The organism is Maritimimonas sp. 2304DJ26-3 (assembly GCF_056591635.1).
Genome location: NZ_JBWQOK010000001.1, coordinates 374868 through 397869, shown reverse-complemented (window position 1 = coordinate 397869; position 23002 = coordinate 374868). Strand labels below are relative to the sequence as shown.

The 23002-nt window shown below is 31.4% G+C and carries 20 protein-coding genes; 8 read left to right on the top strand and 12 right to left on the bottom strand.

The annotated features are described in order from the left end of the window. Positions 1 to 4 precede the first annotated feature (4 nt). Both AC1EUV_RS01860 and mutY read right to left on the bottom strand, forming a co-directional pair. Positions 5 to 454, bottom strand: coding sequence for a single-stranded DNA-binding protein (locus AC1EUV_RS01860; RefSeq protein ID WP_480196958.1), 450 nt, complete (start codon positions 452 to 454; stop codon positions 5 to 7). 36 nt (positions 455 to 490) lie between these two features. After that, positions 491 to 1528: an A/G-specific adenine glycosylase gene (mutY, locus tag AC1EUV_RS01855; protein WP_480196957.1), complete on the bottom strand. Its 1038-nt coding sequence runs from the start codon at positions 1526 to 1528 to the stop codon at positions 491 to 493. Positions 1529 to 1663: 135 nt separating this feature from the next. Between mutY and AC1EUV_RS01850 the strand changes: the two genes are divergently transcribed. Then, entirely contained in the window at positions 1664 to 1954 is a 291-nt protein-coding gene (locus AC1EUV_RS01850; protein WP_480196956.1) for an HU family DNA-binding protein, read from the top strand. A 286-nt stretch (positions 1955 to 2240) separates the two neighbouring features. Further along, positions 2241 to 3779, top strand: coding sequence for an Rne/Rng family ribonuclease (locus AC1EUV_RS01845; RefSeq protein WP_480196955.1), 1539 nt, complete (start codon positions 2241 to 2243; stop codon positions 3777 to 3779). A 163-nt stretch (positions 3780 to 3942) separates the two neighbouring features. On the opposite strand, the gene AC1EUV_RS01840 is transcribed toward AC1EUV_RS01845, so the two are convergent. Continuing rightward, entirely contained in the window at positions 3943 to 7197 is a 3255-nt protein-coding gene (locus AC1EUV_RS01840) for a hypothetical protein (protein WP_480196954.1), read from the bottom strand. A gap of 189 nt (positions 7198 to 7386) precedes the next feature. Here AC1EUV_RS01840 and AC1EUV_RS01835 point away from each other — a divergent pair, with 189 nt between their 5' ends. Then, positions 7387 to 7854, top strand: a complete 468-nt coding sequence (locus AC1EUV_RS01835; RefSeq protein ID WP_480196953.1) for a regulatory protein RecX — start codon at positions 7387 to 7389, stop codon at positions 7852 to 7854. On the opposite strand, the gene AC1EUV_RS01830 is transcribed toward AC1EUV_RS01835, so the two are convergent. From AC1EUV_RS01830 to AC1EUV_RS01820, 3 genes are all read right to left on the bottom strand, one after another. Next, a complete protein-coding gene (locus tag AC1EUV_RS01830; RefSeq protein WP_480196952.1) occupies positions 7844 to 8716 on the bottom strand; it encodes a cupin-like domain-containing protein in 873 nt (290 codons plus the stop codon). The two genes, AC1EUV_RS01835 and AC1EUV_RS01830, sit on opposite strands and share 11 nt — an antisense overlap. Before the next feature lie 91 nt (positions 8717 to 8807). After that, complete coding sequence (locus tag AC1EUV_RS01825) at positions 8808 to 12215, bottom strand: T9SS type A sorting domain-containing protein (RefSeq protein WP_480196951.1); 3408 nt, start codon at positions 12213 to 12215, stop codon at positions 8808 to 8810. A 76-nt stretch (positions 12216 to 12291) separates the two neighbouring features. Further along, entirely contained in the window at positions 12292 to 12801 is a 510-nt protein-coding gene (locus AC1EUV_RS01820) for a hypothetical protein (protein WP_480196950.1), read from the bottom strand. Between the two features lie 97 nt (positions 12802 to 12898). Between AC1EUV_RS01820 and AC1EUV_RS01815 the strand changes: the two genes are divergently transcribed. Together AC1EUV_RS01815 and AC1EUV_RS01810 are read left to right on the top strand one after the other, a co-directional pair. Then, a complete protein-coding gene (locus AC1EUV_RS01815) occupies positions 12899 to 13843 on the top strand; it encodes an NAD-dependent epimerase/dehydratase family protein (protein WP_480196949.1) in 945 nt (314 codons plus the stop codon). A gap of 64 nt (positions 13844 to 13907) precedes the next feature. After that, on the top strand, positions 13908 to 14507 hold the full coding sequence (locus AC1EUV_RS01810) for a thioredoxin family protein (protein ID WP_480196948.1): 600 nt from the start codon (positions 13908 to 13910) through the stop codon (positions 14505 to 14507). Here the strand turns inward: AC1EUV_RS01810 and truB are convergent. The 5 genes from truB to mce are packed head-to-tail and all read right to left on the bottom strand — an operon-like array spanning position 14493 to position 17561. After that, positions 14493 to 15185 (bottom strand): tRNA pseudouridine(55) synthase TruB, encoded by a 693-nt coding sequence (gene truB / locus AC1EUV_RS01805; protein ID WP_480196947.1) that lies wholly within the window; start codon positions 15183 to 15185, stop codon positions 14493 to 14495. The genes AC1EUV_RS01810 and truB overlap by 15 nt on opposite strands. Continuing rightward, entirely contained in the window at positions 15186 to 15980 is a 795-nt protein-coding gene (locus AC1EUV_RS01800) for an undecaprenyl-diphosphate phosphatase (protein WP_480196946.1), read from the bottom strand. Further along, positions 15980 to 16237 (bottom strand): DUF3098 domain-containing protein, encoded by a 258-nt coding sequence (locus tag AC1EUV_RS01795; RefSeq protein ID WP_480196945.1) that lies wholly within the window; start codon positions 16235 to 16237, stop codon positions 15980 to 15982. The genes AC1EUV_RS01800 and AC1EUV_RS01795 overlap by 1 nt, the downstream gene beginning before the upstream one ends. 4 nt (positions 16238 to 16241) lie before the next feature. Further along, complete coding sequence (locus AC1EUV_RS01790) at positions 16242 to 17120, bottom strand: cell division protein FtsX (protein WP_480196944.1); 879 nt, start codon at positions 17118 to 17120, stop codon at positions 16242 to 16244. Between the two features lie 33 nt (positions 17121 to 17153). Next, a complete protein-coding gene (mce, locus tag AC1EUV_RS01785) occupies positions 17154 to 17561 on the bottom strand; it encodes a methylmalonyl-CoA epimerase (protein WP_480196943.1) in 408 nt (135 codons plus the stop codon). A 96-nt stretch (positions 17562 to 17657) separates the two neighbouring features. Between mce and rbfA the strand changes: the two genes are divergently transcribed. The 3 genes from rbfA (at position 17658) to AC1EUV_RS01770 (ending at position 21735) form a co-directional block, all read left to right on the top strand. Beyond that, a complete protein-coding gene (gene rbfA / locus AC1EUV_RS01780) occupies positions 17658 to 18050 on the top strand; it encodes a 30S ribosome-binding factor RbfA (RefSeq protein ID WP_480196942.1) in 393 nt (130 codons plus the stop codon). After that, entirely contained in the window at positions 18051 to 19250 is a 1200-nt protein-coding gene (locus AC1EUV_RS01775) for an ABC transporter permease (RefSeq protein ID WP_480196941.1), read from the top strand. Between the two features lie 100 nt (positions 19251 to 19350). Beyond that, entirely contained in the window at positions 19351 to 21735 is a 2385-nt protein-coding gene (locus AC1EUV_RS01770; RefSeq protein ID WP_480196940.1) for a GAF domain-containing protein, read from the top strand. Positions 21736 to 21795: 60 nt separating this feature from the next. Here AC1EUV_RS01770 and AC1EUV_RS01765 read toward each other — a convergent pair whose 3' ends face one another. Then, complete coding sequence (locus AC1EUV_RS01765) at positions 21796 to 22995, bottom strand: Pycsar system effector family protein (RefSeq protein ID WP_480196939.1); 1200 nt, start codon at positions 22993 to 22995, stop codon at positions 21796 to 21798. Positions 22996 to 23002: the final 7 nt, after the last annotated feature.

The following is a 23002-nucleotide window of genomic DNA, read 5'->3' as shown; positions in this document are numbered from 1 at the left end:
AAACTTAAAATGGTAAGTCATCTTCATAATCTTGCGGTTGCTCATTTACCAGTTTTTCTGAAGGCTTATGATCATTAATGGCAGAAGGTTCGTTTGTCTGATTTTGCTGTAAATCTTTTTTTGTTGACAAAAAGGTCATATCATTAACATGTATTTCAGTTGTATACCTTTTGCCGCCATCTTGACCTTCCCATTGGCGGGTTTTTATACGACCTTCAGCATAAATTTTATCACCTTTTGTTAAATATTTCTCACAAATTTCAGCAAGTTTATTTCTAACAACAATGTTATGCCACTCGGTAGTAGTTACCTTTTCGTTTGTTTGTCTATTAGTGTATGTTTCGTTTGTGGCAATTGGAAATCTACCAATAGAATTACCTCCATCAAAATAATGCATTTTTACCTCATCGCCAAGATGCCCAATCAACATAACCTTATTAAGTGTACCTGCCATTTTTATTCTATTTATTTATCAAAGATAAATAAAATATCAATCGTTATTTTTAAATTTTTCCACAAAATTAGCTATCAAAATAGGCACAGGATAGTTGTCGAATTCATCCCAAGAAACACCATTTTTTATAGCTTCTTTAGGTGTAATTATCCAAAATTTTGTGTGTAAATGTTGATGAGATAGTTTGTGGATTACGGGTTCTTGATTGAAAGATTTTACAGTTGCTACATTATTAAAAATCTGTTCAAAAGTAGACTGAGCTAAAAGCTCATTTAAATCAACTTCATTTTTACTTTCTATTAATGGAAATTCATATAAATTCTGCCATATACCTTTTCCCATTCTTTTGTTAAGAATTGTTTTATCTCCATCTATAACAAGGTAATTAAAGTAGCGCTTTTTTATTTTTAGTTTCTTTTCCTTAACGGGAAGTAGACTTGTCTTTTTATTTTCAAGAGCAACACAACTTGAATTTAAAGGGCAAATTATACAATCTGGATTTTGAGGTTTACACTGAATGGCACCAAATTCCATTATAGCTTGATTAAAAGTATCTGGCTGCTCTTTGTCAATTAAACTTTGCGCTAGTTCTTTAAATTCTTTAACTCCTTTAGTAGAATTAATAGGAATATCAATGCCAAAATACCTAGCCAAGACTCGATACACGTTTCCATCTACAACAGCAGTTGGTTCATTATAACAAATAGAAGATATAGCAGAAGCGGTATAATCACCAACACCTTTTAGTTTTAATAATTCTTTATATGATGTTGGAAATTTTCCATTCAATTCATTAACTATGTACTTAGCGGAGAAATGTAAGTTTCTTGCACGTGAGTAATATCCTAGTCCTTGCCATAATTTTAAAATATCATTTTCTTCCGCTTTAGCAAGGTCAAAAACTGTGGGGTAATTCTCGGTAAATTTGTGATAATAAGATAGACCTTGATCAATTCTGGTCTGCTGTAAAATAATTTCTGATAACCAAATGGAATAGGGATCTTTTGTTTTCCGCCAAGGTAAATCACGTTTATTTTGTAAATACCAGTAAATTAATGTATTAGAAAAATGCATACGTTTTTAATGATTTGGTAATATTACTGTTTTTATCTCATTAAATTTTAACTATTTAGCTTTTTGAAATTGATTTAATATCTTATATTTGCCACCCCTAAAAAGGAATAAATAATAATATAAATTTTAATAATAATGACAAAAGCAGAAATCGTTACAAATATTTCGGATAAATCTGGAATTGAGAAAGCAGATGTGTTGAGAGTTGTAGAAGATTTAATGAAAGAAGTTAAAAATTCTTTAGAGAGTGGAAATAATGTTTATTTAAGAGGTTTTGGTAGCTTTACTGTAAAGACAAGGGCAGAAAAAACAGGTAGAAATATTTCTAAAAATACTACGATTAAGATTCCTGCACACAATATTCCAGCGTTTAAACCAGCAAAAGTATTTGTTGAAGGCGTAAAGAAAAATGTACCAGTAAAATAATATTAATAGTATAAAACACGTTTGAACTATGCCTAGTGGTAAAAAAAGAAAACGCAGTAAAATTTCTACTCATAAGCGTAAAAAAAGAAGTAGACAAAATAGACACAAAAAGAAAAAATAGTTTTTAAACTATTTTTTCTTTTTAAGAAGTACAATCGTTCTTTGAAAAAGAGATTTATTGTTAAGATAAATTTCGTCGGGTTATAAAAAATAACCTGTGATTAATTTAACCTACCTGCATTATTGCTTTTAGCAGCAATTAGTGTGGGTGTAAAACATATACAGAGTGAAAACAGAATTAATAATTAGATCAAATTCCTCTGATATAGATTTTGCCTTATTAAGAGATGGTAGGTTGGTTGAATTACATAAAGATGAAAACGATAATGATTTTAATGTTGGCGATATATTTTTAGCTAAGATCAAAAAAACATTATCAGGATTAAATGCAGCCTTTGTAAATGTAGGAAGTGAAAAAGATGCTTTTTTACATTATCACGATTTAGGTCCGCAACTATTATCTTTAAGTAAATTCACACACCGAGTAAGCACAGGTAAGCAAAAAGAATTCACTTTAAAAAATTTCCGTTTCGAAAAAGATATAAATAAAAACGGAGGTATTGACCAGGTTATAAAGGCTGGTCAAAATTTATTAGTACAAATCGTTAAAGAACCAATATCTACTAAAGGCCCTCGTATAAGCTCAGAGCTTTCTATAGCCGGTAGATATTTAGTGTTAGTTCCTTTTTCTGATAGAGTTTCTGTATCTCAAAAGATTGGAAGTAGAAAAGAAAAAGAACGTCTTAAGCGACTTGCCCAAAGTATTAAGCCAAAGGGATTTGGCGTTATTCTGCGTACTGTTGCCGAAGGTATTAAAGTAGCAGATTTAGATAAAGATTTACAAAATTCTCTGCAGCAATGGGTAAAGCTTTGTGAAAAGCTACCAAAAGCACAAGCTCCTGCAAAAGTTTTATCAGAAATGAATAGAGCATCTTCGATTTTAAGAGATGTTTTTAATGATTCTTTTACAAGTATTATTACAAACGATAAAACATTGGTAGAAGAGCTAAAGATCTATTTGCGTAGAATAGCTCCTGAAAAGGAATCTATAGTAAAATTACATAGATCTAAAACTCCAATTTTTGAAAGATATGGTATCGAGCGACAGATAAAAACGTCTTTTGGCCGAACAGTATCAATGCCTAAAGGAGCATATTTGGTCATAGAACATACCGAAGCTTTGCATGTAATAGATGTAAATAGTGGTAATCGTTCAAACAAAGCAAATTCACAAGCAGATACAGCATTAGAAGTTAATTTAATTGCTGCATCTGAAATTGCTAGACAATTGCAATTAAGAGATATGGGTGGTATTATAGTAGTTGATTTTATTGATATGCATACAGCGGATCATAGACATAAACTGTATGAACATCTTAAAAATGAAATGAAATTATCTAGAACAAAACACAAGGTATTACCACCTAGTAAATTTGGTTTGGTACAGATTACCAGACAAAGAGTACGACCTGAAAGGGTTATTAAAACAAAAGAAGAAAATCCTAATAAGAATGGAGAAGTCGAGGCTCCAATCATTATGATTGATAAAATTGAAAGCCAATTAGAAAAATTACTTTCTAAAGATGTAAAAGGAGTTACATTACATGTACATCCATTTGTTGCATCCTATATTAAAGGAGGATTTCCATCATTACAAAACAAATGGTTTTTCAAATATAAAAAGTGGATTAAAGTGATTCCACGAGATGCTTACCAGTATTTACAATATCGTTTCTTTACAGCAAACGATAAAGTTGTAAAATAAGGTACTATTATATCAATAAATCCCATAACAATAAAAGTTATGGGATTTTTTTATGGATTAATTTAAACCTTTGCAGTTTTTTAAAGTCTTAAAATAAAAATTGATTTAGGTTTGGTTAGTTTGGATTAAAACGTGTTTTCAGCTGAAAACACGTTTTATCTTTTTAATGTATCAGGAATTTTTTTGTAATCTTTTGGTTATTTTCTAAAGTAGCATTAATAATTAAAACTGTACCTTTTCTTAAATTACTAGTGTTAACTATAAATTTATCTTTATTTGGGCGTTGATCAATAATTAGTTTTCCTAAAACATCGAAGGCTTTGAAATCTTTTATGAATGCTCCATTTGTTGTACTTATGTGAAGAGTATTTTCTTGATTTATTAAGACTAAATCTATAGGATTTATGATATTTTCTTCTGTATTAAGAACAGAAGATTTGCTTAAAATTAATTCAAAACGATCATTAAATACACCTTGTTCCTCCATTATAAATGAATAATCTTCGATTTTTAAATCGTGTGTTATATCTAATAACCTGTCTTTTAGATAAGCATTATATTCGTTAATTTTTCCTTCAAAATTATTGATGCCAATTTTCAAACTGTCGCCTTCGTTTATAAATGAATAAAAACCAAGTTTTATGTGCTCTTTATCAGTAATTGATTTTTTCCCTTGTATGGCTAAATTTTGATTTTCTACAATTGAATAAAATGAAGCATAACTACCTCCATCAAATCGTATTCCATCAAAGCTCCTATCTATTCCGTCTGTAGCTCCTTCAATAAAACCAATTAAAATCTGACTAAATACACCATTGTCATTTTTTAAATCTAGCCAAATACGATCTTTCTCTGATGTGGACTTTTTTGAATTTGTTCTAAAAAGCTGATTGTTATTATTGATAATTCTCATTGAGTTGTCAAATGTTACAGACCCAGCTGTAATTGCCTGAATAAAAAACCCTTGCCCAGATGCAATAAATCCATTAGGAATAATACCTCCAGAACCTGCTTGAACTCCACCTGTTCCCGATGTGTACGTAGCATAATCGTTACTTGCGTAATTAAATCTCTCACCTCCAGGATTGCCTTCTGATATTTGAGTATTATGTGTCCATAAATAAATAGTACCATTCACTATAGAAGAATTTCTAGGGTCGTCTAAAAAAGTTTGCGCATTTATAGCAGATGGGTATGGATTTCCGATAAGATTCCAGATTTCGAAATCTAGAGAGCCTATATTAATTGGTGCTAAGATTGTTCCATTATTTATAAGACCATCAAATACTACAGATTGAGTTTTAGGAAATGAACCAGAAGTATCTCCCATAGCTATATAACCAATACCTTGCCCCATAATTGTAGGGCCAGGAGTAAAAACCCACGCATCTTGGTAGTCCCAAGTATATATTCTCGATGATTCTGAAGAAGCTAATGCACTACCAATAGTTTCATCACTAGTAGGCGATGACCAATACATATAGTCATATTGATTAAAGGGTGTTGATGTTTTGTGGATATTGGCTGAGCCATTAACATTTCCATCATCTTCAACCATTACCAAAGAACCTTCATGTAATACTTCTATAGTTCCGTTAACGGTTAAATCATTATCAATTAAAATATAATCATTTGCCGCGACTGTGACTGTATTTCCAGAACTTATAGTACAATTACAAGAATCAAAATCACCATTTGTTGATGTGTTGTAATTTCCATTAATAGTAACAGAAGCATAAGAATTTGGCATACCGTTGCTCCAATTAGAACCATTCCATATTGTTACAAAACCACATACAGGAAGGGAATCTCTATAATCAACATCACCTCCAAAATTTACATCACTATCTGCATCAGGTAAAATGACTGCACCCGTTAAAGGATTGTCTATTATCCCACCAGGATCATTATAGCCAATAGAAGTATCAATACTATTATCTAAACCATCATTATCCGAATCATTTCCAGACAAAGAAAGATTTGCTTCAATAGTATCATTTTCATCTGCATTATCACTATTTACATCTAAATAATCTGGCAAATCGATATTATCAGTATTAATAGGATTAATACCAACACCAGTAGAATTTTCATAAATATCATCTAATCCATTAGAATTAGTGTCATTTCCACTCGGAGCTGTATAATTTTGGGTACTTTGAGCTTCAACATTATCAGGTATTCCATCTCCGTCTGAATCTAGATCTAAACTATTAGGTATTCCATCGTTATCTGTGTCTAAAGCTCCAGTACATGTTATTACAAAGCTATCTATAAAATTGCCAACACTACCACCACCTAGAGAATCGAATTGAAACCTTGTAGTTGTTTGCCCAGTTGGAACGGTATAAGAACCTGAATAGACAACCCATGCTGTATTATTAGTAGTCATTGTTTGAACAGTAGAAACATTTCCTGGTGCACCTATGCTAACTGAAGCATTATCTGTACCGCTTCTGCCTCTATGTGCAACAGACCATGTCAATGTGGTGCCTGGCTCCGTTGGAAGATCTTGATAAGTAGAAGCTACTAAATTTGCATTTAATTCTATAAATTGATTACCAGTATGTGCATTAGCATGCGGATTTGTTATCGAATTAGAACTATTCCAAACTTCTATAGCATTATCATTTGCGGTGGTATTCCAGAAAGGAATATTAGAAGCATTATAAATTTTAATATTTCCACCGTCAAAAGATTGTAAAAAAGGTGTGCTACCTGTTACTAAGGGTGATTCTATACTAGAATTATTAATAATTGGAGCACAATCTCCTTCTTCAGAATCTATAATGCCATCATTATCATCATCAATGTCAGATGGATTAAAAACACCATCACTATCCGAGTCAAAACTTGCAATACCAGATAGTCGAACATTATCAAAACCTCCGCGATCACTACCATGGTTGTTTCTAGCAGATAAGACTACTCTTACATTTGTTACATTAGAGGGTATGTTAACTGATTCTGTTTGCCATCCATTGGTATTATCACTATTTCCGTTTACGCCGTTTACAACTATAACTTCACTCTGAGAAACATTATCGTAAAATAGCTCATATCTTAAATCTTCATTATTTTCAAAGCTAATTGCATTATAGTCAAATGCAAATACTACATTAGAATTAGCAGAAATATTTATGTTAGGAAATGAAATTGTTTCAAAGCCATTACCACCACAACTTCCATTAAGGTCTCTTATACCCCAGAACTGACTGCCATCACTTGCTGAAGGTATTCCTGGAAAACTACTTACATAATCCCAAACATCATTTCCAACTGCACATGGAGGGGTTGAAAAAGACAAAGGAGACCATGTATCACCAGAAGCTTCAAAACTTTGTTTAGCGATAATAGTTTGCGCATTAGCGGCGAAAATTCCCCATAGCAATAATAAAAAGATTGTAATTCTTTTCATGACTCCTCATTTAATTTTGATCTTACAAAGGGGATTCTTGTAAGGTTTGGTTTGTAAATATAACTTAACAAGTATTGATAATTTGACCTAATAACTATATATTAATAACAACTTTATTAACGTTTATCCTATACATTTTATATCGATTCTACTTGATTTTATTTCTATTTTAGAGCTTTGAAACTTTTTATGAAAAAAACTTTTACTGTAGACGAAGCAAGGAAAAGATTAGAACATTATTGCTCATATCAAGAGCGTTGTCATTATGAAGTTGAGAAAAAACTTTCTGAAATGAATATGATTTCATCGGTTAAAGAATTAATAATCATCCATTTAATAGAGAATAATTATTTAAATGAAGAGCGATTTGCTAAAACTTATGTAAGAGGAAAGTTTAGGATAAAGAAATGGGGAAAGCAACGGATAATTAGAGAATTAAGATCCAAATATATTTCTGATTATAATATTAAGTCTGGCTTGAAAGAAATTAGCGAATTAGATTATGAAGAGAGTTTCAATACATTATCATTAAAGAGATTCAATGAAATTAAAGAAAAAAGTAAATACAAAAAACGTAAAAAATTAGCTGATTATTTACTGTACAGAGGTTGGGAATCAGATTTGGTATACCGTAAAATCCTAGAGCTTATTCCTTAATATTGTTGAATCGATTTGTTCTGATTATTGCTTGTTCATTTTTCCAATCGATCCATTTTTGACCCTTTATTCTTCTCATTAAATTGTCAATAAACCTCATTATCAAGATGTTATAAACGGCTTTCCCTAAATTTTCAGGGTTTCTAGCCATTGCTCTTAGGCTCATTGAAAACCCTGGTGTAATATATTTCATATAATGCCAATAGCCTTCGGGCATATATAAAGTATAACCATGTTCTAAATTTGTAATATAACCTTTAGCATTTTTTAACACTGGCCATTTATTAAAATCAGGATTGGAAAAATCGATATCTTCGCGTGTTATTAAAGAATGAGGAATTTTATATAAATATTTGTTTTGCTCTTGATCGAAAAGAATACATTGTTTTTTACCCTCAAAATGAAAATGGAAAATATTTGCTAAGTCGATATCATAATGCATAAAGGTATAAGAATCTCTACCTCCAAAGAATAACATGGGTAATCCTTTCATTAATCGAAGTCCAAAATCTGGATAAAAAAAATCTTTTTGTAACTCTGGAATTTCTTTTAGAATATTCCATAAGAAGATTCGATATTTTGTAGGTTCTTTTTTTAAGAGATTAATGTATTCGCTCATTTTCATTTGAGCATGTGGTTCATTAAAACCATCTTTATAATCTACTGGTCTGTCGTCATACAATGACACAGTTTTATCTCCAGCAATAGAACTCATGTAATCTAAATTCCACTTTTTAAAAGCTGGCCAGTCTTTTATTTGTGACTTTATTACAACAGGTTTTTGTGCTTTAAAATAATTGGTAATAAAATCTTTTTTGGTAATAGATTCTACCGTATCAATTTGAGTAAGATTCAACGACATCTATAAATCAAAAATTATTGATAAATATAATATTTTAATAAATAAAAAAGCCGACATATTTAGCAGCTTTTTTAGAATTTTAACCGTTGATTTATTCTAAAATCAATTTCCTTGTAAGGAATTTATTATCAATATTAATTCTTAAGAAATAGAGGCCTTTAGTAACATCCGACATATCTAATTGGTAATTGTTATTAATTATGTTTTTTTGATTTTTAATTAACTTACCAGTTATATCATAAACTTTGACTTCCATATTTTCACCTAAGAAATTAGACCTTCTAATATTAAAAATATCTTTTGAAGGGTTGGGGTATATAGCAAAGCTAGTAGCATCTAAATCATTTACACTAAGAACCTGGGTAGCATCAACAAAAAAATTATCAATAACCACACCCTCTTCATTAACCGCAGCGTCAGATACAAAAACAAATCTGAACATCATATTTGTTTCATTAGCAAATTCCGAAAGATTATAGCTATATTCTTTTAAAGTAGTGTCTTTACCTGTCCATTGTTTACCTATTGTAATTGGCCTATTAGGGTCTATAAAGCTGCTATTGTACCAATTTGGATCATTGGCTGTACCTAAAACTTTCCAATCAGCGCCTTGATCAGTAGAATATTCTACATAAAAAACATCCCAATTTAGCTCAATATCAAATGCCATGTCAAATTTTAAAACGGGGTTTATTAGGCGCGATATATTATAACAAGGAGATATAAGATAAGCCGTAGTACCATCAGAATAATTTCCTGTAGGGTTTGTCACATAGGCTGATTCAGCAAGGTCATTAAAATCAGTAGTCGTAGGCTTGCCAGTTTTCCACAAACTGTTGGAAACTAACCAATCACCATTATCTTGTCTTCGCGTAGGATTTAAATCACCAAATGTATAAGTAATTTTACCACTTTGGCTTTGATTAATATCAAAGGTAGTAGAGTTATTATTGTTAAATAAATTAGCATCATTACCTTGCACTAATTCAATATTTAAAGTATAGGATCCCTCTGGGGCACTTATTTGAGGTAATTCAATAGCTCCAACAGTATTTGATGTTATATTGCCAGACCAATTAAAAACCTGATTTGTCCCTCCATTTAAATTATAGTTAATTGACAAAGAAGTTAAATCTGCAGTACCATTATTTAGAACATTTATTGAAGGAAAAATTGTACCACAAGATACACTATTGTCTGGTGATACCACTTTAATCAAATCAGCTTCATTTGTAGGGAGTGTGACTGTTGGAATTGGCGACTGCCAAATGCTTCTTCCATAAGTTGATGCAGTAATAGTGGCGTCATATGGGTTTATTTCTAAATCTGTAATAGCAACATTGGGCAAATTAGTAGAAAATACCTCCCAGATTCCATCATTATCATTCATATGGTAAACACCTAAAGCGGTACCAACATAAATAGAATTATTATCAGAAAAAGGATGGTGCCTTACAACAAATTTGGATTCAGAGGGTAATCCAGAAGATATATCAGTAAAGGTTTGACCTCCATCTACAGATTTAAAAACCCCTCCTCCGGTATGACCACTACTTGGAAATTGTGGATTAGACCCAGCTGTTGATACCCACACAATATTACTATTCGAATTATGCACTTCTATTGAGCTAATAAAACTACCAGTAAGTCCCGTCTGAGTATTGTCTCTAGAATCAAATGATCTCCCTTTATTATTACTTATAAATAATGTTGTTCCAACAGAGACAAAAATGTTATCATTATTATTTGGATCAACTTCAATGACTTCCAAATTTCCGCCAAAAGCACTTGTAGAAATTTTATTCCAGCTATTGTTTTCCAATCTATATAGATGGTTATAACCGGCATATAAGTCACTTCCTTTGTTTGACACCAGTGGTGTAACCCAGTTCCCTTGAACAGGGCTGCTTGTTACAAATGAACTATTTGCCCCACCATTATTTGTAACAGTCAAGACTCCTCCAAACTGTGTAAAACCATAAAATGTATTTTCATCATTTGGGTCAGACGCAGCATCCATTCCATCACCTCCATGATAATTATTCCAAACATTATTACTAAAAGAAAAGCCTCCATTATCTTGTAATCCACCAGCAAGTTTTGTTGAAGTCTGTTTTGAAACAGAAATTTTATAAAATTGACTAATAGATAAGTTTTTAGTCAAGTCGGTAAATGAAGCTCCGTTATCAGTAGATCTATAAACGCCTCCATCAGTTCCTGCATATAAAATATTTCCATAATACCTCATAAAATGAATGTCTGCATGGGTAAAAGTAGAATTTACTATTCTCCAGTCGTTAATTTTTGTAAAATCGTTACCTTCATCAGTAGACTTCCAAATATCTAGAACACCTACAAACATTATATTTTCATCTGTTGGTGAAATTACAAACGCTAAGTCATACCAAGCCTGTGTGCTCTGGAAAATATCGTTTACTTCTTGAGTTTTGCTAAAAGAAGCACCACTATTTGTTGATTTATAGATACCTTCAAAAGCATAACTTTGACTTTGTGTTTTAGCTCCAAGAACATATACATTATTTGGGGCAGCTGGTGTAACTTCAACACGTAATCTACCTAAGTCATTTGAATCAGGCAAACCAGACTCAACTTGTTGAAAATTATTTCCTCCATCGGTAGATACATACAAAGTGTTAGAAGAAACGGCATAAATAGTGTTTGGGTCCCCAGGTTTTAATTTAAAATCTCTAATGTGGTTACTAATTATTTTATTATCCCAAGACGCACCTGCATCGGTAGATAGAAAAAGGCCATTACTTGTACCAACCCATATTTTATTGGAATCAGTTGGATCAATAACTATTTCATTACTCAAAATTGGACTTCCATTTAAAATTCCGGTAGCATTCCAAGTTGCTCCAGCATCTGTCGATTTTAAAACACCTACCGAATAAGAATCAGCGGCATCATCATCACCTGTTGAAATATATATTATATTTGAATTGTTAGCATCAATTGCTATGCCCGAAACACCTATTTGTGGTAAATCATCTGTTAATGGAACCCAATTTACGCCTGAGTCAACAGACTTCCAAATTCCTCCAGCTGGTGCACCTACATAAATAATGTCAGGATTGTTTGGATCTACAGCTACGGTATTAATCCTACCTTGTCCACTTTTACTCGTCTGATCAAAAGGACCTTTATCTGTCCAATTACTTGTGGCTTTAGAGGATTTTGCCATATCATTTTTTTGACTCCAAGCATTCCATAGAACTTTCGAAGGAGCAATAGTTCCATCCGTCTGAAGGTAATATCTCCAGTGATGTTCCCAACGTTTAAAGGGTTTATAACCGCTTCCTTTTTTGTTTACATCTATTTTCGAAAAATAAGAATTTCCGTCAGCTACTAAATCCTTAAATGTAACTTTTGACTTAGTATTTTTCTCTGATAAATTATCTTTTTCTAAAAGAGGTAAAGTTTGGGAGTTTAAAGAAAGAGTAAATATAATTGATAGCAAGAGTAATGATCTTTTCATGTAGAAGAAATTAAAATTTAGCAAATTTAATAAAGCATTAACAAAATATTAAGAGTTTTAACAGATTAAATCAATTTTAAAACTCTGAAAGCTGCTTTTCTAGCTTCTTTTTATCTGTTATATTGTTAATCTTGCTATTAATAGACGAAAAAGAGTTAATTAAATTACTAACTTCAGATTTTATTTCTTCATCTTTGATTTCCGAAATATCTTCCATGTCCATTAAACGTAACGCTGTGTTATGTAATACGTTTAGCCGAATTTTAATGTCTGGCTTATCAAATTGTTTAATTCTAATCGAATCTTTTAACTGCCGAGTTAGATCAGATAATGATTTTGCTTTTGTAAGAGCATCAATCGGCGTTATATTATAATATTCTGTGAGAGTTTCTTCAACAGAATAGTATTCTTTCCATGGTTCAATTATTTTTTTTGCGTCTGGATTTAATACCTCACCAATACTATGAGTTATTTTGTCAGATTCATTCTTTGATTTCTTTTCTTCAAAAGAGTTTGATTGTTTTCCCCCTTCATTTTTACATCCAAAAAAGATCAAAAGAAAAATAATTAAAAATCTGTACATCATCAAATTAAGATTTAGCACAAAAGTAACATTCTTAGACAAATTAATAATGTTTAGATATGAGAGGTTTAATTATATTTGCTAATCTTTAACTTTTACGATGCAAAATAAAATACTTGTAATAGGTGCTTGTGGCCAAATTGGGTCAGAACTTACTATGAAATTGCGCGAGATTTATGGAAATGATAATGTAATTGCTTCTGATGTTGTTACGGGCAAGGCTGATTTAATGTGGTCTGGTACTTTTGAAATTTTAGATGCCACTGATAAGAATGAAATTAAAGATATTATTGAAACATATAAGATAACAGATGTTTACTTAATGTGTGCCATGTTATCTGGTACGGCTGAGAAATACCCAGATAAAGCTTGGAATCTAAACATGAATTCATTGTTTCATGTACTCGATTTAGCTAAAGAAGGATTGATTAATAAAATATTTTGGCCTAGTTCAATTGCAGTTTTTGGCCCTACTACTCCTAAGAAAAACACACCACAAAACACAGTTACTGAACCAACAACTGTGTATGGAATTAGCAAGTTTGCAGGTGAGAATTGGTGTAATTACTACAAAATTAAATACAACGTAGATGTTCGAAGTATTCGATATCCAGGAATAATAAGTTATAAAACGTTGCCTGGAGGTGGAACCACTGATTATGCAGTTGAAATATTTCATAAAGCGTTATCTGAAGGAAAGTACACTTGTTTTTTGAATAAAGATTCACGCCTTCCCATGATGTATATGGGTGATGCTATAAAAGCAACTGTAGATATTATGCAAAAAGAAAAGCTAGATAAGTACACCGCATATAATATTGCTGCCATCAATTTTACTCCAGAAGAGATAGCGTTAGAAATTAAAAAACATATTCCTGATTTTTGTATTGATTATAAACCAGATTTTAGACAAGCTATAGCTGATAGTTGGCCACATTCTATCGATGATTCACAAGCAAAAAAAGATTGGAATTGGAAATACGATCTTGATTTAACTTCAATGACTAAAGTAATGATAGACGCTTTAAAATCTACTTATAATTAAACTTAAAATATTCTTGTAAGTTTTTCTTTTTTAAATGTCTAATTATCCGCAAATAATTTTTAATATGGATGTAATTATCAAAGAAAGCTTGTCAAAAGCTATGTCTTATGTTGAATTTAGAAACTTAGTTAAAGATTTACTATCTAAAGGTGAGTCGACAGGTAAAGAGCAAACGGAGTCACTATTAAATTATAGCAAACTAAATGATTCGCGAATGAAGCGTTTAGATAAAACCACAAAATTATCTGAAGAGGTTGCTGCTGCTACAGAGAATATTCAAAAGAAAATTACTTGGTTAGTTTTAACTGAAGGATGGTGTGGAGATGCCGCTCAAACCTTACCGATAATCAATAAAATAGCCGAGCTCTCCGATAAAATTAATCTAAAGGTGGCTTTAAGAGATGATAATGAAGCTTTGATGAATAAATTTTTGACCAATGGCAACAGAAGCATACCAAAATTGATTGCGATTGATGATGTCACAAATGAAGTAATAGCAGACTGGGGCCCAAGACCATCAAGAGCCACAGAAATGGTAAAAAGCTATAAAAAGGAACACGGCAGTTTAGATGCTGAGTTTAAAAAAGATCTTCAGGTATGGTATAATAAGAACAAAGGAAAAAACACACAAGAAGATATTCTTAAACTTTTAAAAGCCTCTTAATTCATTTAAGAATGCATCAATTGTTTTTGCTTCTTTAACTGAAAATTCTCCTATTTTTATTCTTCTCAAAGAGGAAAGGTGGGCTCCAGAATTTAAAGCAATTCCAAAATCGTGAGCTAATGAACGGATGTAAGTCCCTTTACTACATACAACTCTAAATTCAATTTTTGCAAGATCAATTTTGGTAATTTCAAAATCAGAAATTATTACTTTTCTCGATTTTATTTCTGTAGTATGACCAGCTCTTGCAATTTCATATAGGCGTTTTCCATCTTTTTTTATCGCAGAAAAAATAGGTGGCTTTTGTTCAATCTCTCCAATAAATTGCTTGGCGGTTTTCTGAATTAGTTCATACGTAATATGCTCAATTGGGAATTTTTTATCAATCTCAGTTTCTAAATCGTATGATGGCGTTGTAGAACCAACTGTAATTTCACCAATATATTCTTTTACTTGCGCCTGATATGTATCAATTTTTTTAGTGAATTTACCAGTACAAAGAATCAATAAGCCAGTTGCAAGAGGATCCAATGTTCCTGCGTGACCAACTTTTATTTTCTTAATATTAAACTGCTTACGGATAGCCCAACGAAGCTTATTTACCACTTGAAAAGAAGTCCATTCAAGAGGTTTGTCAATTAAAAGAACTTGTCCGTTTTTAAAATTTTCAGCGGTCATTTAATTTAATAAAGAATATCCAATGGCAATAGCACCAATTATGGCACAATAAATGGCAAAGTAAGATAGCTTGCTATTCTTTACTAAAGTAATCATCCAATTACATGCAAATAATCCAGATACAAAAGCTGCTAAAAAACCAACACTCATTACACCTATTTGCGATGATTCAAAATTAATACCGCCGCCCATTATATCTTTTGCTACTTTCCCAAAAATTAAAGGTACTACCATTAAAAATGAAAAGCGAGCTGCTTTTGTTCTGTCAATACCTAACAAAACGGAAGTTGAAATAGTAGCACCAGATCTCGAAATACCTGGTAGCATAGCAATTGCTTGTGAAATACCAATTATAAAAGCATTATTATATGATACATTCTTGTTGGTGTTTTTTGCCCTGTCGGCTAGTAAAAGTAACATGGCAGTTACTAAAAGCATCCAGCCAACTAGTAAAATTTTACCACCAAAAAAAGACTCCAACTGTTCTTCGAATAAAACTCCGATGATAACTGCTGGTAGCATTGAAACAATAATTTTTAATGAAAATTGAAGCTCTTCATTCCATTTAAATTGAAACAATCCTTTGAAAATTTCTGTAACTTCTTTTCTGAAAACGACCAACGTACTTAATGCCGTGGCGAAGTGAAGAACAACTGTAAAAGTTAAGCTTTCTTCCGGTAAAGAATCATCACCAAATAATGCTTTAGCTAACTCTAAATGACCACTAGAAGATACTGGTAAAAATTCGGTCAATCCCTGAATTAATCCTAAGATTAATGCTTCTAAAAAACTCATTAATTATCTTTCTTCGAATTTGCTAGTATAGCATAAATTTCGACAACAAAACCAATAATCACTAGAGTAGGTGCTAAACGAATTCTTCTAAAGTTATAAATTTCTTCATTAAAAACATTTGGGTCATCACTACCACCACCAGCCATAAGAATAAAGCCTAAAGCAATTATAATAAGACCTACAAGCATAATAAAATAATTACGCTTTCCGAAAAGGAATTCTCCTTGAGTTTTTTGTTGTTTTTTATCTTTTGCCATTCTATTAATAGTAAAGTTCGTCTGTTCTTAAGTTTAAGAATCGTTGTGTTGCAAAAAAAGCACTCACCCATGTTATAATTAGCCCAGCTAAAAAGACTGATCCAAATAAAATTCCAAGTGAAATTTTATCGTTCAGTAAATTAAATTCAGGAAAATAATTATTGATATAATATACCGCAATAGCCAAAGCAACCAAAGCAACCAAAGCGCCTATAAAACCAAGTTGAATACTACTCCAAACAAAAGGTCTTCTAATAAACCTTTTGGTAGCGCCTACCATTTGCATGGTTTTTATAGTAAAACGTTTTGCATAAACCGATAGTCGAATAGAGTTGTTTATTAAGAGCATGGCTATCAAAGCAAAAATACCACTAAATATAAGCACCCAAAGACTGATCTTTTTTACATTATCTGTTAAAAGACCAATTAAAGGTTTGTCATAAGAAATTTCAAAAACAGCATCGTTTTTACTTAACTCAGTTTCTATTTCACTCATTTTTTCTGGAGTTACAAAATCGGCCTTAACAAATAGGTCAATCGAATTTTTAAGAGGGTTGTACCCTAAAAACTCCATAAAATCTTCACCGTTTTCTTTTTTAGCTATTTCTGCCGCTTCTTCTTTAGATATAAATATCGCCGATTTGGTATATTCTTTACTTTTAATTGTATTTTCAAAACTAATTCGCTCATCTTTTTCGACCTCATCTTTTAAGAAAATTGTGATAGAAGCTTGTTCTTTAAAATAGTCTGAAATCTTCTTAGTGTTTAAAACTAGAAGACCCAATAAGCCAATTAAAAACAATACAAAAGCAATGCTCATTATTACAGAAACATAAGACGACCTTAATCGACGTTTTTGATATTTTTCAAAAGAAGTACTCATTAATTTTACTATGAAAAAGTTGGTGCAATATACTTATTTATCATCAATATCTTGGCACAATTCTATTAACACACCATTGGTTGTTTTAGGGTGTAAAAATGCCACTAATTTATTATCGGCACCCTTTTTTGGTGTTTCATTTAGTACTGTAAAACCTTCTGATTTTAATCTTTTAATCTCTTTGCGAATATTTTTTACTGCAAAAGCAATATGGTGAATACCTTCTCCTTTTTTTTCAATGAATTTTGCGATAGGACTACTAAGATTTGTGGCTTCAAGGAGTTCAATTTTGTTTGGCCCAGATTTAAAAAATGATGTTTTAACACCTTCACTAGTAACTTCCTCTATTTTATAATGTTTTTTACCTAGTAATTGAGCAAACAAATCATTTGAAGCGTCTAGATCTTTAACTGCAATACCTATATGTTCTATTTTTTTCATCTTTTTTACGTAAAAATGATATTCTGCGAAAGCGGAACCATAAATAATCGTCAAAAATATAGAATTTATAATAGTTTTATAGCGTATTTTTGCCAAATGGAAACGAATAGACAGAAAAAGATAGCTGGAGTTTTGCAAAAAGACCTAGTCGATGTATTGCAAAGTGCCGCTAGAGGCGGGATGAAAGGTGTAATAATTTCGGTGACTAAAGTTAGTGTAACTACAGATTTGTCACAGGCTAAAGTGTATTTAAGCGTTTTTCCTAATAATAAAAGAAATGAATTGCTAGCGGGTATTAAATCGAATACGCCGCTAATTAGACATGAACTAGCACAGAGAACAAGAGATCAATTAAGAAGAGTGCCAAATCTGTCTTTTTATATTGATGATTCTTTAGACTATATTGAAAATATTGATAATTCTTTACGGGGTAAAGATGTAGACCCTATCAAAAATCCAGACGTTTTGGATAAACGAAAGAAGATCTAATTGAATTTTCCGTTTTACATAGCTAAACGATACCTTTTTTCTAAGAGCGGTAATAATGCAATTAATATTATTACTATAATCGCAACTTTAGGAGTTATTGTTGGAGCGGCTGCATTATTTATAGTATTGTCAGTTTTTTCTGGATTGAAGAACTTTAGTTTAGATTTTATTCGAGTTTCTGATCCTGATCTTAAAATCTCATCTGTTAAAGGAAAATCATTTTTTTTTAATGATTCAATCGAGGATGCTTTAAATGATAAAAGTATTATATCGTTTTCGAAGGTTTTAGAAGAGAAAGCTTTTTTTAATTATCAAGAAAAACATCATATCGCAAATATAAAAGGTGTTGATGCTAATTTCTTAACAGTAAACAATATTGACACAGCTATTTATGTAGGTGAATGGATTGATAAAGAATTACCTAACTCTGCTGTTATTGGTAATGGAATTTCATCGTCATTGTCGTTAGGTACTTATGATGTATTGGAGTCATTAAAAGTATATGTGCCCAAACCTGGGAAAGGTTATATTAATAACCCTAGAAATGCATTTAATCAAATAGGCTTACAAACTGTAGGCGTCTTTAAGTTAACAGAAGAATTAGACAGTAAATATGTATTCACCAATTTAGAATTAACTCAAGCTCTTTTAGGCTATAAACCGAATCAAATATCTGCAATAGAGTTGAAATTAGATTCCACTTCTGATAAATTAAATATAAAAGATCAATTGCAAGAAGCTCTTGGAGATAGATTTAAAATTCAGACACGAGAAGAATTAAATGCTGTTTTTTATAGAATGATTAATACTGAGAATATAGTTTCTTATTTAGTATTTACTCTGATTCTGATTATTGCATTGTTTAACGTAGTCGGTGCTATTGTAATGATGATTTTAGATAAAAGAGAGAATCTTAAAACGCTATTCAGCATTGGAGCTACAATTAAAGAAATAAGAAAAGTATTTGTATTTCAAGGCTTTCTACTAACAATTTTCGGTTTGTTTATTGGCTTAACTCTCGCTATAATTTTTGTGCTACTTCAAAAACAGTTTGGCTTTATTATGATTACTTACAATTTGGCTTATCCTGTAGAGTTCAAGTTAATTAACGTGTTTATTGTTGTTTTAACAATAATCTTATTAGGATTTTTAGCAGCAAAAATTGCTAGTGCACGGATTTCTAAAAAGATAGTTCAATAAAATTTAACGTTAAATAATGTTACAAAATCAGTCAGGAAACGTCTGATTATACGTCATATATTCAAGAATCACTACTTTTGTAGGTTAAAACCATTAGGTTATGAAAATAATAGAATCAGATATAACCAGAAATTTAGAACTTCCTTTACAGTTGTATGTTAGTTTTAAAGAAGTATTTGAGTTTTATAAAAAGTATGCTGAAGATAAAGATCATCCGTATTATAGATCTGCAAAACAAGTAACTAAGCACTTAGCTCAGTTCCCTGAATTGATAGAAGGGTTTACAGATCATTCTCTATTGAAAAAGTATGAAGATGAGATTGATTTAATGCTCGAAGGGCTGTTCCCAGAGATTTTAACATTAAATGAAATTAAAGCTGCCAGTGTACCATTTTCATTTACATCATTTAAGTTCACCAAACGTTTTGAAAATATCTTAGAAAATGCAGGAGATGACTATGACTTTAGAATAAGAAATTTTGAAGAAGATCAGATGTACATCATGGCATGTACGATGATCTTAACGTTCTTTTATCAAAAACCAATTGACCTTAAAAGACCTTTCTTCTTTGATATACCAGATAAAAAAGCTGGGATTATGAAACATTACCGTGTAGCTTTTAATGGTGATTTTATGGATATTACCAAAACAAAAGAGGCTCCAGAGGTTACAGAAGAAGATATAAAATTACTACTAGACAATTACGACAATGTGGAAGTTTGGAAGGAAAAATTTCCGCCAAACAGCTATATTTTTAAAGGTTTTGGTTTAATGAGTTTGTTTGATGTTACTGCAGATGAAACCTTATCTTCTATTAAAGAAACATTACTTAGAACTGATAATAATGTTGTTGGAGATCTACAGCAAAGCCTAAGAGAGTTTTTTAATATCAACGACTTAATGTTAGGTTATTCTGTTTTCGATTCAATTAATGATGAGTTATGTGAGACTTCTGCAAAAAAATCAGAGAGCCTTATTTTAAGTGATAATGCCAAAATATCTTGTAATCACGATTATTTTTGTGAAGGTGTAATGGATATCGTCTTTAAAAAACATGAAGTAATGGCAATTTCTGATATTGAGAGGTATGGTAGAATGACAAGTCAGAATCCATTTTATTGGAATTTAAAATCGAAAGGAATAAATAGTATTATTTTGGTGCCAATAAAAGCAACTACTAATGATGATTTGGCGCTATTAGAGATCGCTTCACCAAGAGCTTACGAATTAAACTCTGTAAATCAGCAAAAATTACGTGACATCATTCCGGTATTTAAAATGGCTGTTGAGAGAGCTGCAGAAGAACATCAAAATGTTTTAGAAGCAACCATACAAGAGCATTATACATCTATACATCCTACGGTAAAATGGCGTTTCTATGAAGCTGCTGAAAAGTATCAGAATGATCTGTTTGGTGGTGTTGAATCTCCACAGTTAGATGATATTGTCTTTCATGATGTAGTTCCATTATTTGGTCAGTTAGATATAAAGGGATCATCTTTAGCTAGAAATACAGCGATTAAACATGATTTAACCACGCAACTAACGTTGGCAATTAACGTATTAAGGGAAGCGAATAAAAGTGAGCCTTTGCCGATTTATAGTGAGTTAAAATTTCGTGTAAATGAATATTTAAATGAGGTTAAGGATGGTTTAAAAGCGGGAGATGAAATAGGAATATTAGATTTTCTAAGACGTGAAATTTACCCTGTATTCAATCACATTAAAAATATCAATAAAACTTTAGCTCAACTTGTTAAAGTTTATATGGATCGTCTCGATAGTAATTTGCACGTAGTTTACGAAGAGCGTAAAGATTATGAGAATAGCGTTACGTTGCTAAACGAAAAATTGGCAAATTATATTGATAAAAAACAAGATGAAGCTCAGTTAATGTTTCCACATTATTTTGAGCGTTATAAAACCGATGGTGTTGAATACAATATGTATATAGGTCAATCTATGGTGAAGAGTGAGGTGTATGATTCATTATATTTGTATAACCTCCGTTTATGGCAGTTGCAGATGACGTGTGAAATGGAAAATTTAGCGTACAAGCTAAAAGATGAAATGGATCATGAATTAAGAGTAGCGTCACTGATATTAGTACATAGCAACCCTATGGCAATTAAGTTCAGAATGGACGAGAAGCAATTCGATGTTGATGGTGCTTATAATATCCGTTACGAGATTATTAAAAAACGAATCGACAAGGCACATATAAAAGGTACAGATGAACGCTTAACGGTTCCTGGTAAGATTGCAATTGTTTATTCTCAAGATAAAGACGCACAAGAATATTTAAAATATATCAAATATTTACAGTCTAAAAATATGCTTGGTAAAGTTGAACAACTTGTGTTAGAGGATTTACAAGGTGTTTCTGGGTTGAAGGCACTTCGCGCTGAAGTTATTTATCAAAAAGATTTTAATGAAAAGACTACCATTACTATAGATGAATTAATGGAAGACATTCAATCGTAAATAAAGACTATATTTTAGTTTTTTAATAGGCAACCTCGAAGGAGGTTGCTTTTTTTATGCTTAAGGTGCACCTTGCATTTGAAATGAGACCGCAAAAGCAATAACACTAACTACAATTCCAACAATAAAAACAGTATAGGTAGTTCTAAGTAAGTTATATTTTCTATTTAAAACCAAGCCTAAAAAATATAAATCTTTGGTAAGTGAACTATAAAGATAATCACGGTCTTTCATCATTTCATCCATAGCCCATTCAAAGTCATCAAGTTTCATCTGATGAAAATTTCCAAAGAACAACAAGTTTACTTTTTTATTATCAACATCTTCTTTGGTAAACTGCCCTTTAGTGACGTTAGGTCTTGTAGCTAAAACTGATAATACAATCGAGGCTACTGTAAAAAGCACAAAAATTATGGTAGGGGTAATCAAATATTGATTTGACGGGTTGTCTAGTTTTGATAATAAATTTGATAGTACTAATGATATAATAATGGCGTTTACAGAAAGTAATATATTGGCTTTCGTGTCTGCAATATCACTTAAAGTAATATGATTTCTTAAAGCTACACGAAACATGGTTTCTATACCTCTTTCGGGTAATACTATCTTACTTTTCTTAAAGGCCAGTTCATCCTTTTTTTGTTTGAGCTTGGTGTTTTCTTGCTTTAGCTTGTTTTGTGATTTTAACAACCTAGCAAGATTTTTCCCTTTCTGCTTATCCCATTTAGCAGAAGCAATATCAGAGTAAAATCGATGATCATTTGTAAGAAAATCTATGTTTTCTTGAAGCCAATCACTTTCTTTAATTTCTTTATTTCTAGTGACTTCCCATTCTTTTTTAAGCAATTCACTATAGTCATTGTAGTTTTTGCTTCCAAGGTGTGAACAATCGGCATCACAAATAATTTTTTCAAGTTCCGTTTGTGGTTTATATCCGACCTTTGTTGCAAGGATAAGCTTATTTATAACAGCTATATCTTCTTCAGATACATTTTGAGTCTTTAAGAAAGCCGAAGCAATTTTTGTACTTTCTTCTTCATGACCATTTATTGTTTTTGAAAAACCTGTATCATGAAACCAACCTGCAGTAATCAATTGAAATTTCTCATCTTCAGTTAATTCACCTACTTCTATAATTTCTTTTAGTTTTTCTACAACGCGTTGTGTATGCGCTAAATTATGATATACAAACTTTGATTCTAAATTGTCGTTTAAATAATTTACAACAAAAGCTTCAGTAGCTTTTAATACGTTTTCCATGAAAAAG

Bases quoted from the DNA above. Each gene is read 5' to 3' on its own strand.
- AC1EUV_RS01860 (WP_480196958.1), bottom strand. From the start codon at position 454: ATGGCAGGTACACTTAATAAGGTTATGTTGATTGGGCATCTTGGCGAT.
- mutY (WP_480196957.1), bottom strand. From the start codon at position 1,528: ATGCATTTTTCTAATACATTAATTTACTGGTATTTACAAAATAAACGT.
- AC1EUV_RS01850 (WP_480196956.1), top strand. From the start codon at position 1,664: ATGACAAAAGCAGAAATCGTTACAAATATTTCGGATAAATCTGGAATT.
- AC1EUV_RS01840 (WP_480196954.1), bottom strand. From the start codon at position 7,197: ATGAAAAGAATTACAATCTTTTTATTATTGCTATGGGGAATTTTCGCC.
- AC1EUV_RS01835 (WP_480196953.1), top strand. From the start codon at position 7,387: ATGAAAAAAACTTTTACTGTAGACGAAGCAAGGAAAAGATTAGAACAT.
- AC1EUV_RS01830 (WP_480196952.1), bottom strand. From the start codon at position 8,716: ATGTCGTTGAATCTTACTCAAATTGATACGGTAGAATCTATTACCAAA.
- AC1EUV_RS01825 (WP_480196951.1), bottom strand. From the start codon at position 12,215: ATGAAAAGATCATTACTCTTGCTATCAATTATATTTACTCTTTCTTTA.
- AC1EUV_RS01820 (WP_480196950.1), bottom strand. From the start codon at position 12,801: ATGATGTACAGATTTTTAATTATTTTTCTTTTGATCTTTTTTGGATGT.
- AC1EUV_RS01815 (WP_480196949.1), top strand. From the start codon at position 12,899: ATGCAAAATAAAATACTTGTAATAGGTGCTTGTGGCCAAATTGGGTCA.
- AC1EUV_RS01810 (WP_480196948.1), top strand. From the start codon at position 13,908: ATGGATGTAATTATCAAAGAAAGCTTGTCAAAAGCTATGTCTTATGTT.
- truB (WP_480196947.1), bottom strand. From the start codon at position 15,185: ATGACCGCTGAAAATTTTAAAAACGGACAAGTTCTTTTAATTGACAAA.
- AC1EUV_RS01800 (WP_480196946.1), bottom strand. From the start codon at position 15,980: ATGAGTTTTTTAGAAGCATTAATCTTAGGATTAATTCAGGGATTGACC.
- AC1EUV_RS01795 (WP_480196945.1), bottom strand. From the start codon at position 16,237: ATGGCAAAAGATAAAAAACAACAAAAAACTCAAGGAGAATTCCTTTTC.
- AC1EUV_RS01790 (WP_480196944.1), bottom strand. From the start codon at position 17,120: ATGAGTACTTCTTTTGAAAAATATCAAAAACGTCGATTAAGGTCGTCT.
- mce (WP_480196943.1), bottom strand. From the start codon at position 17,561: ATGAAAAAAATAGAACATATAGGTATTGCAGTTAAAGATCTAGACGCT.
- rbfA (WP_480196942.1), top strand. From the start codon at position 17,658: ATGGAAACGAATAGACAGAAAAAGATAGCTGGAGTTTTGCAAAAAGAC.
- AC1EUV_RS01770 (WP_480196940.1), top strand. From the start codon at position 19,351: ATGAAAATAATAGAATCAGATATAACCAGAAATTTAGAACTTCCTTTA.
- AC1EUV_RS01765 (WP_480196939.1), bottom strand. From the start codon at position 22,995: ATGGAAAACGTATTAAAAGCTACTGAAGCTTTTGTTGTAAATTATTTA.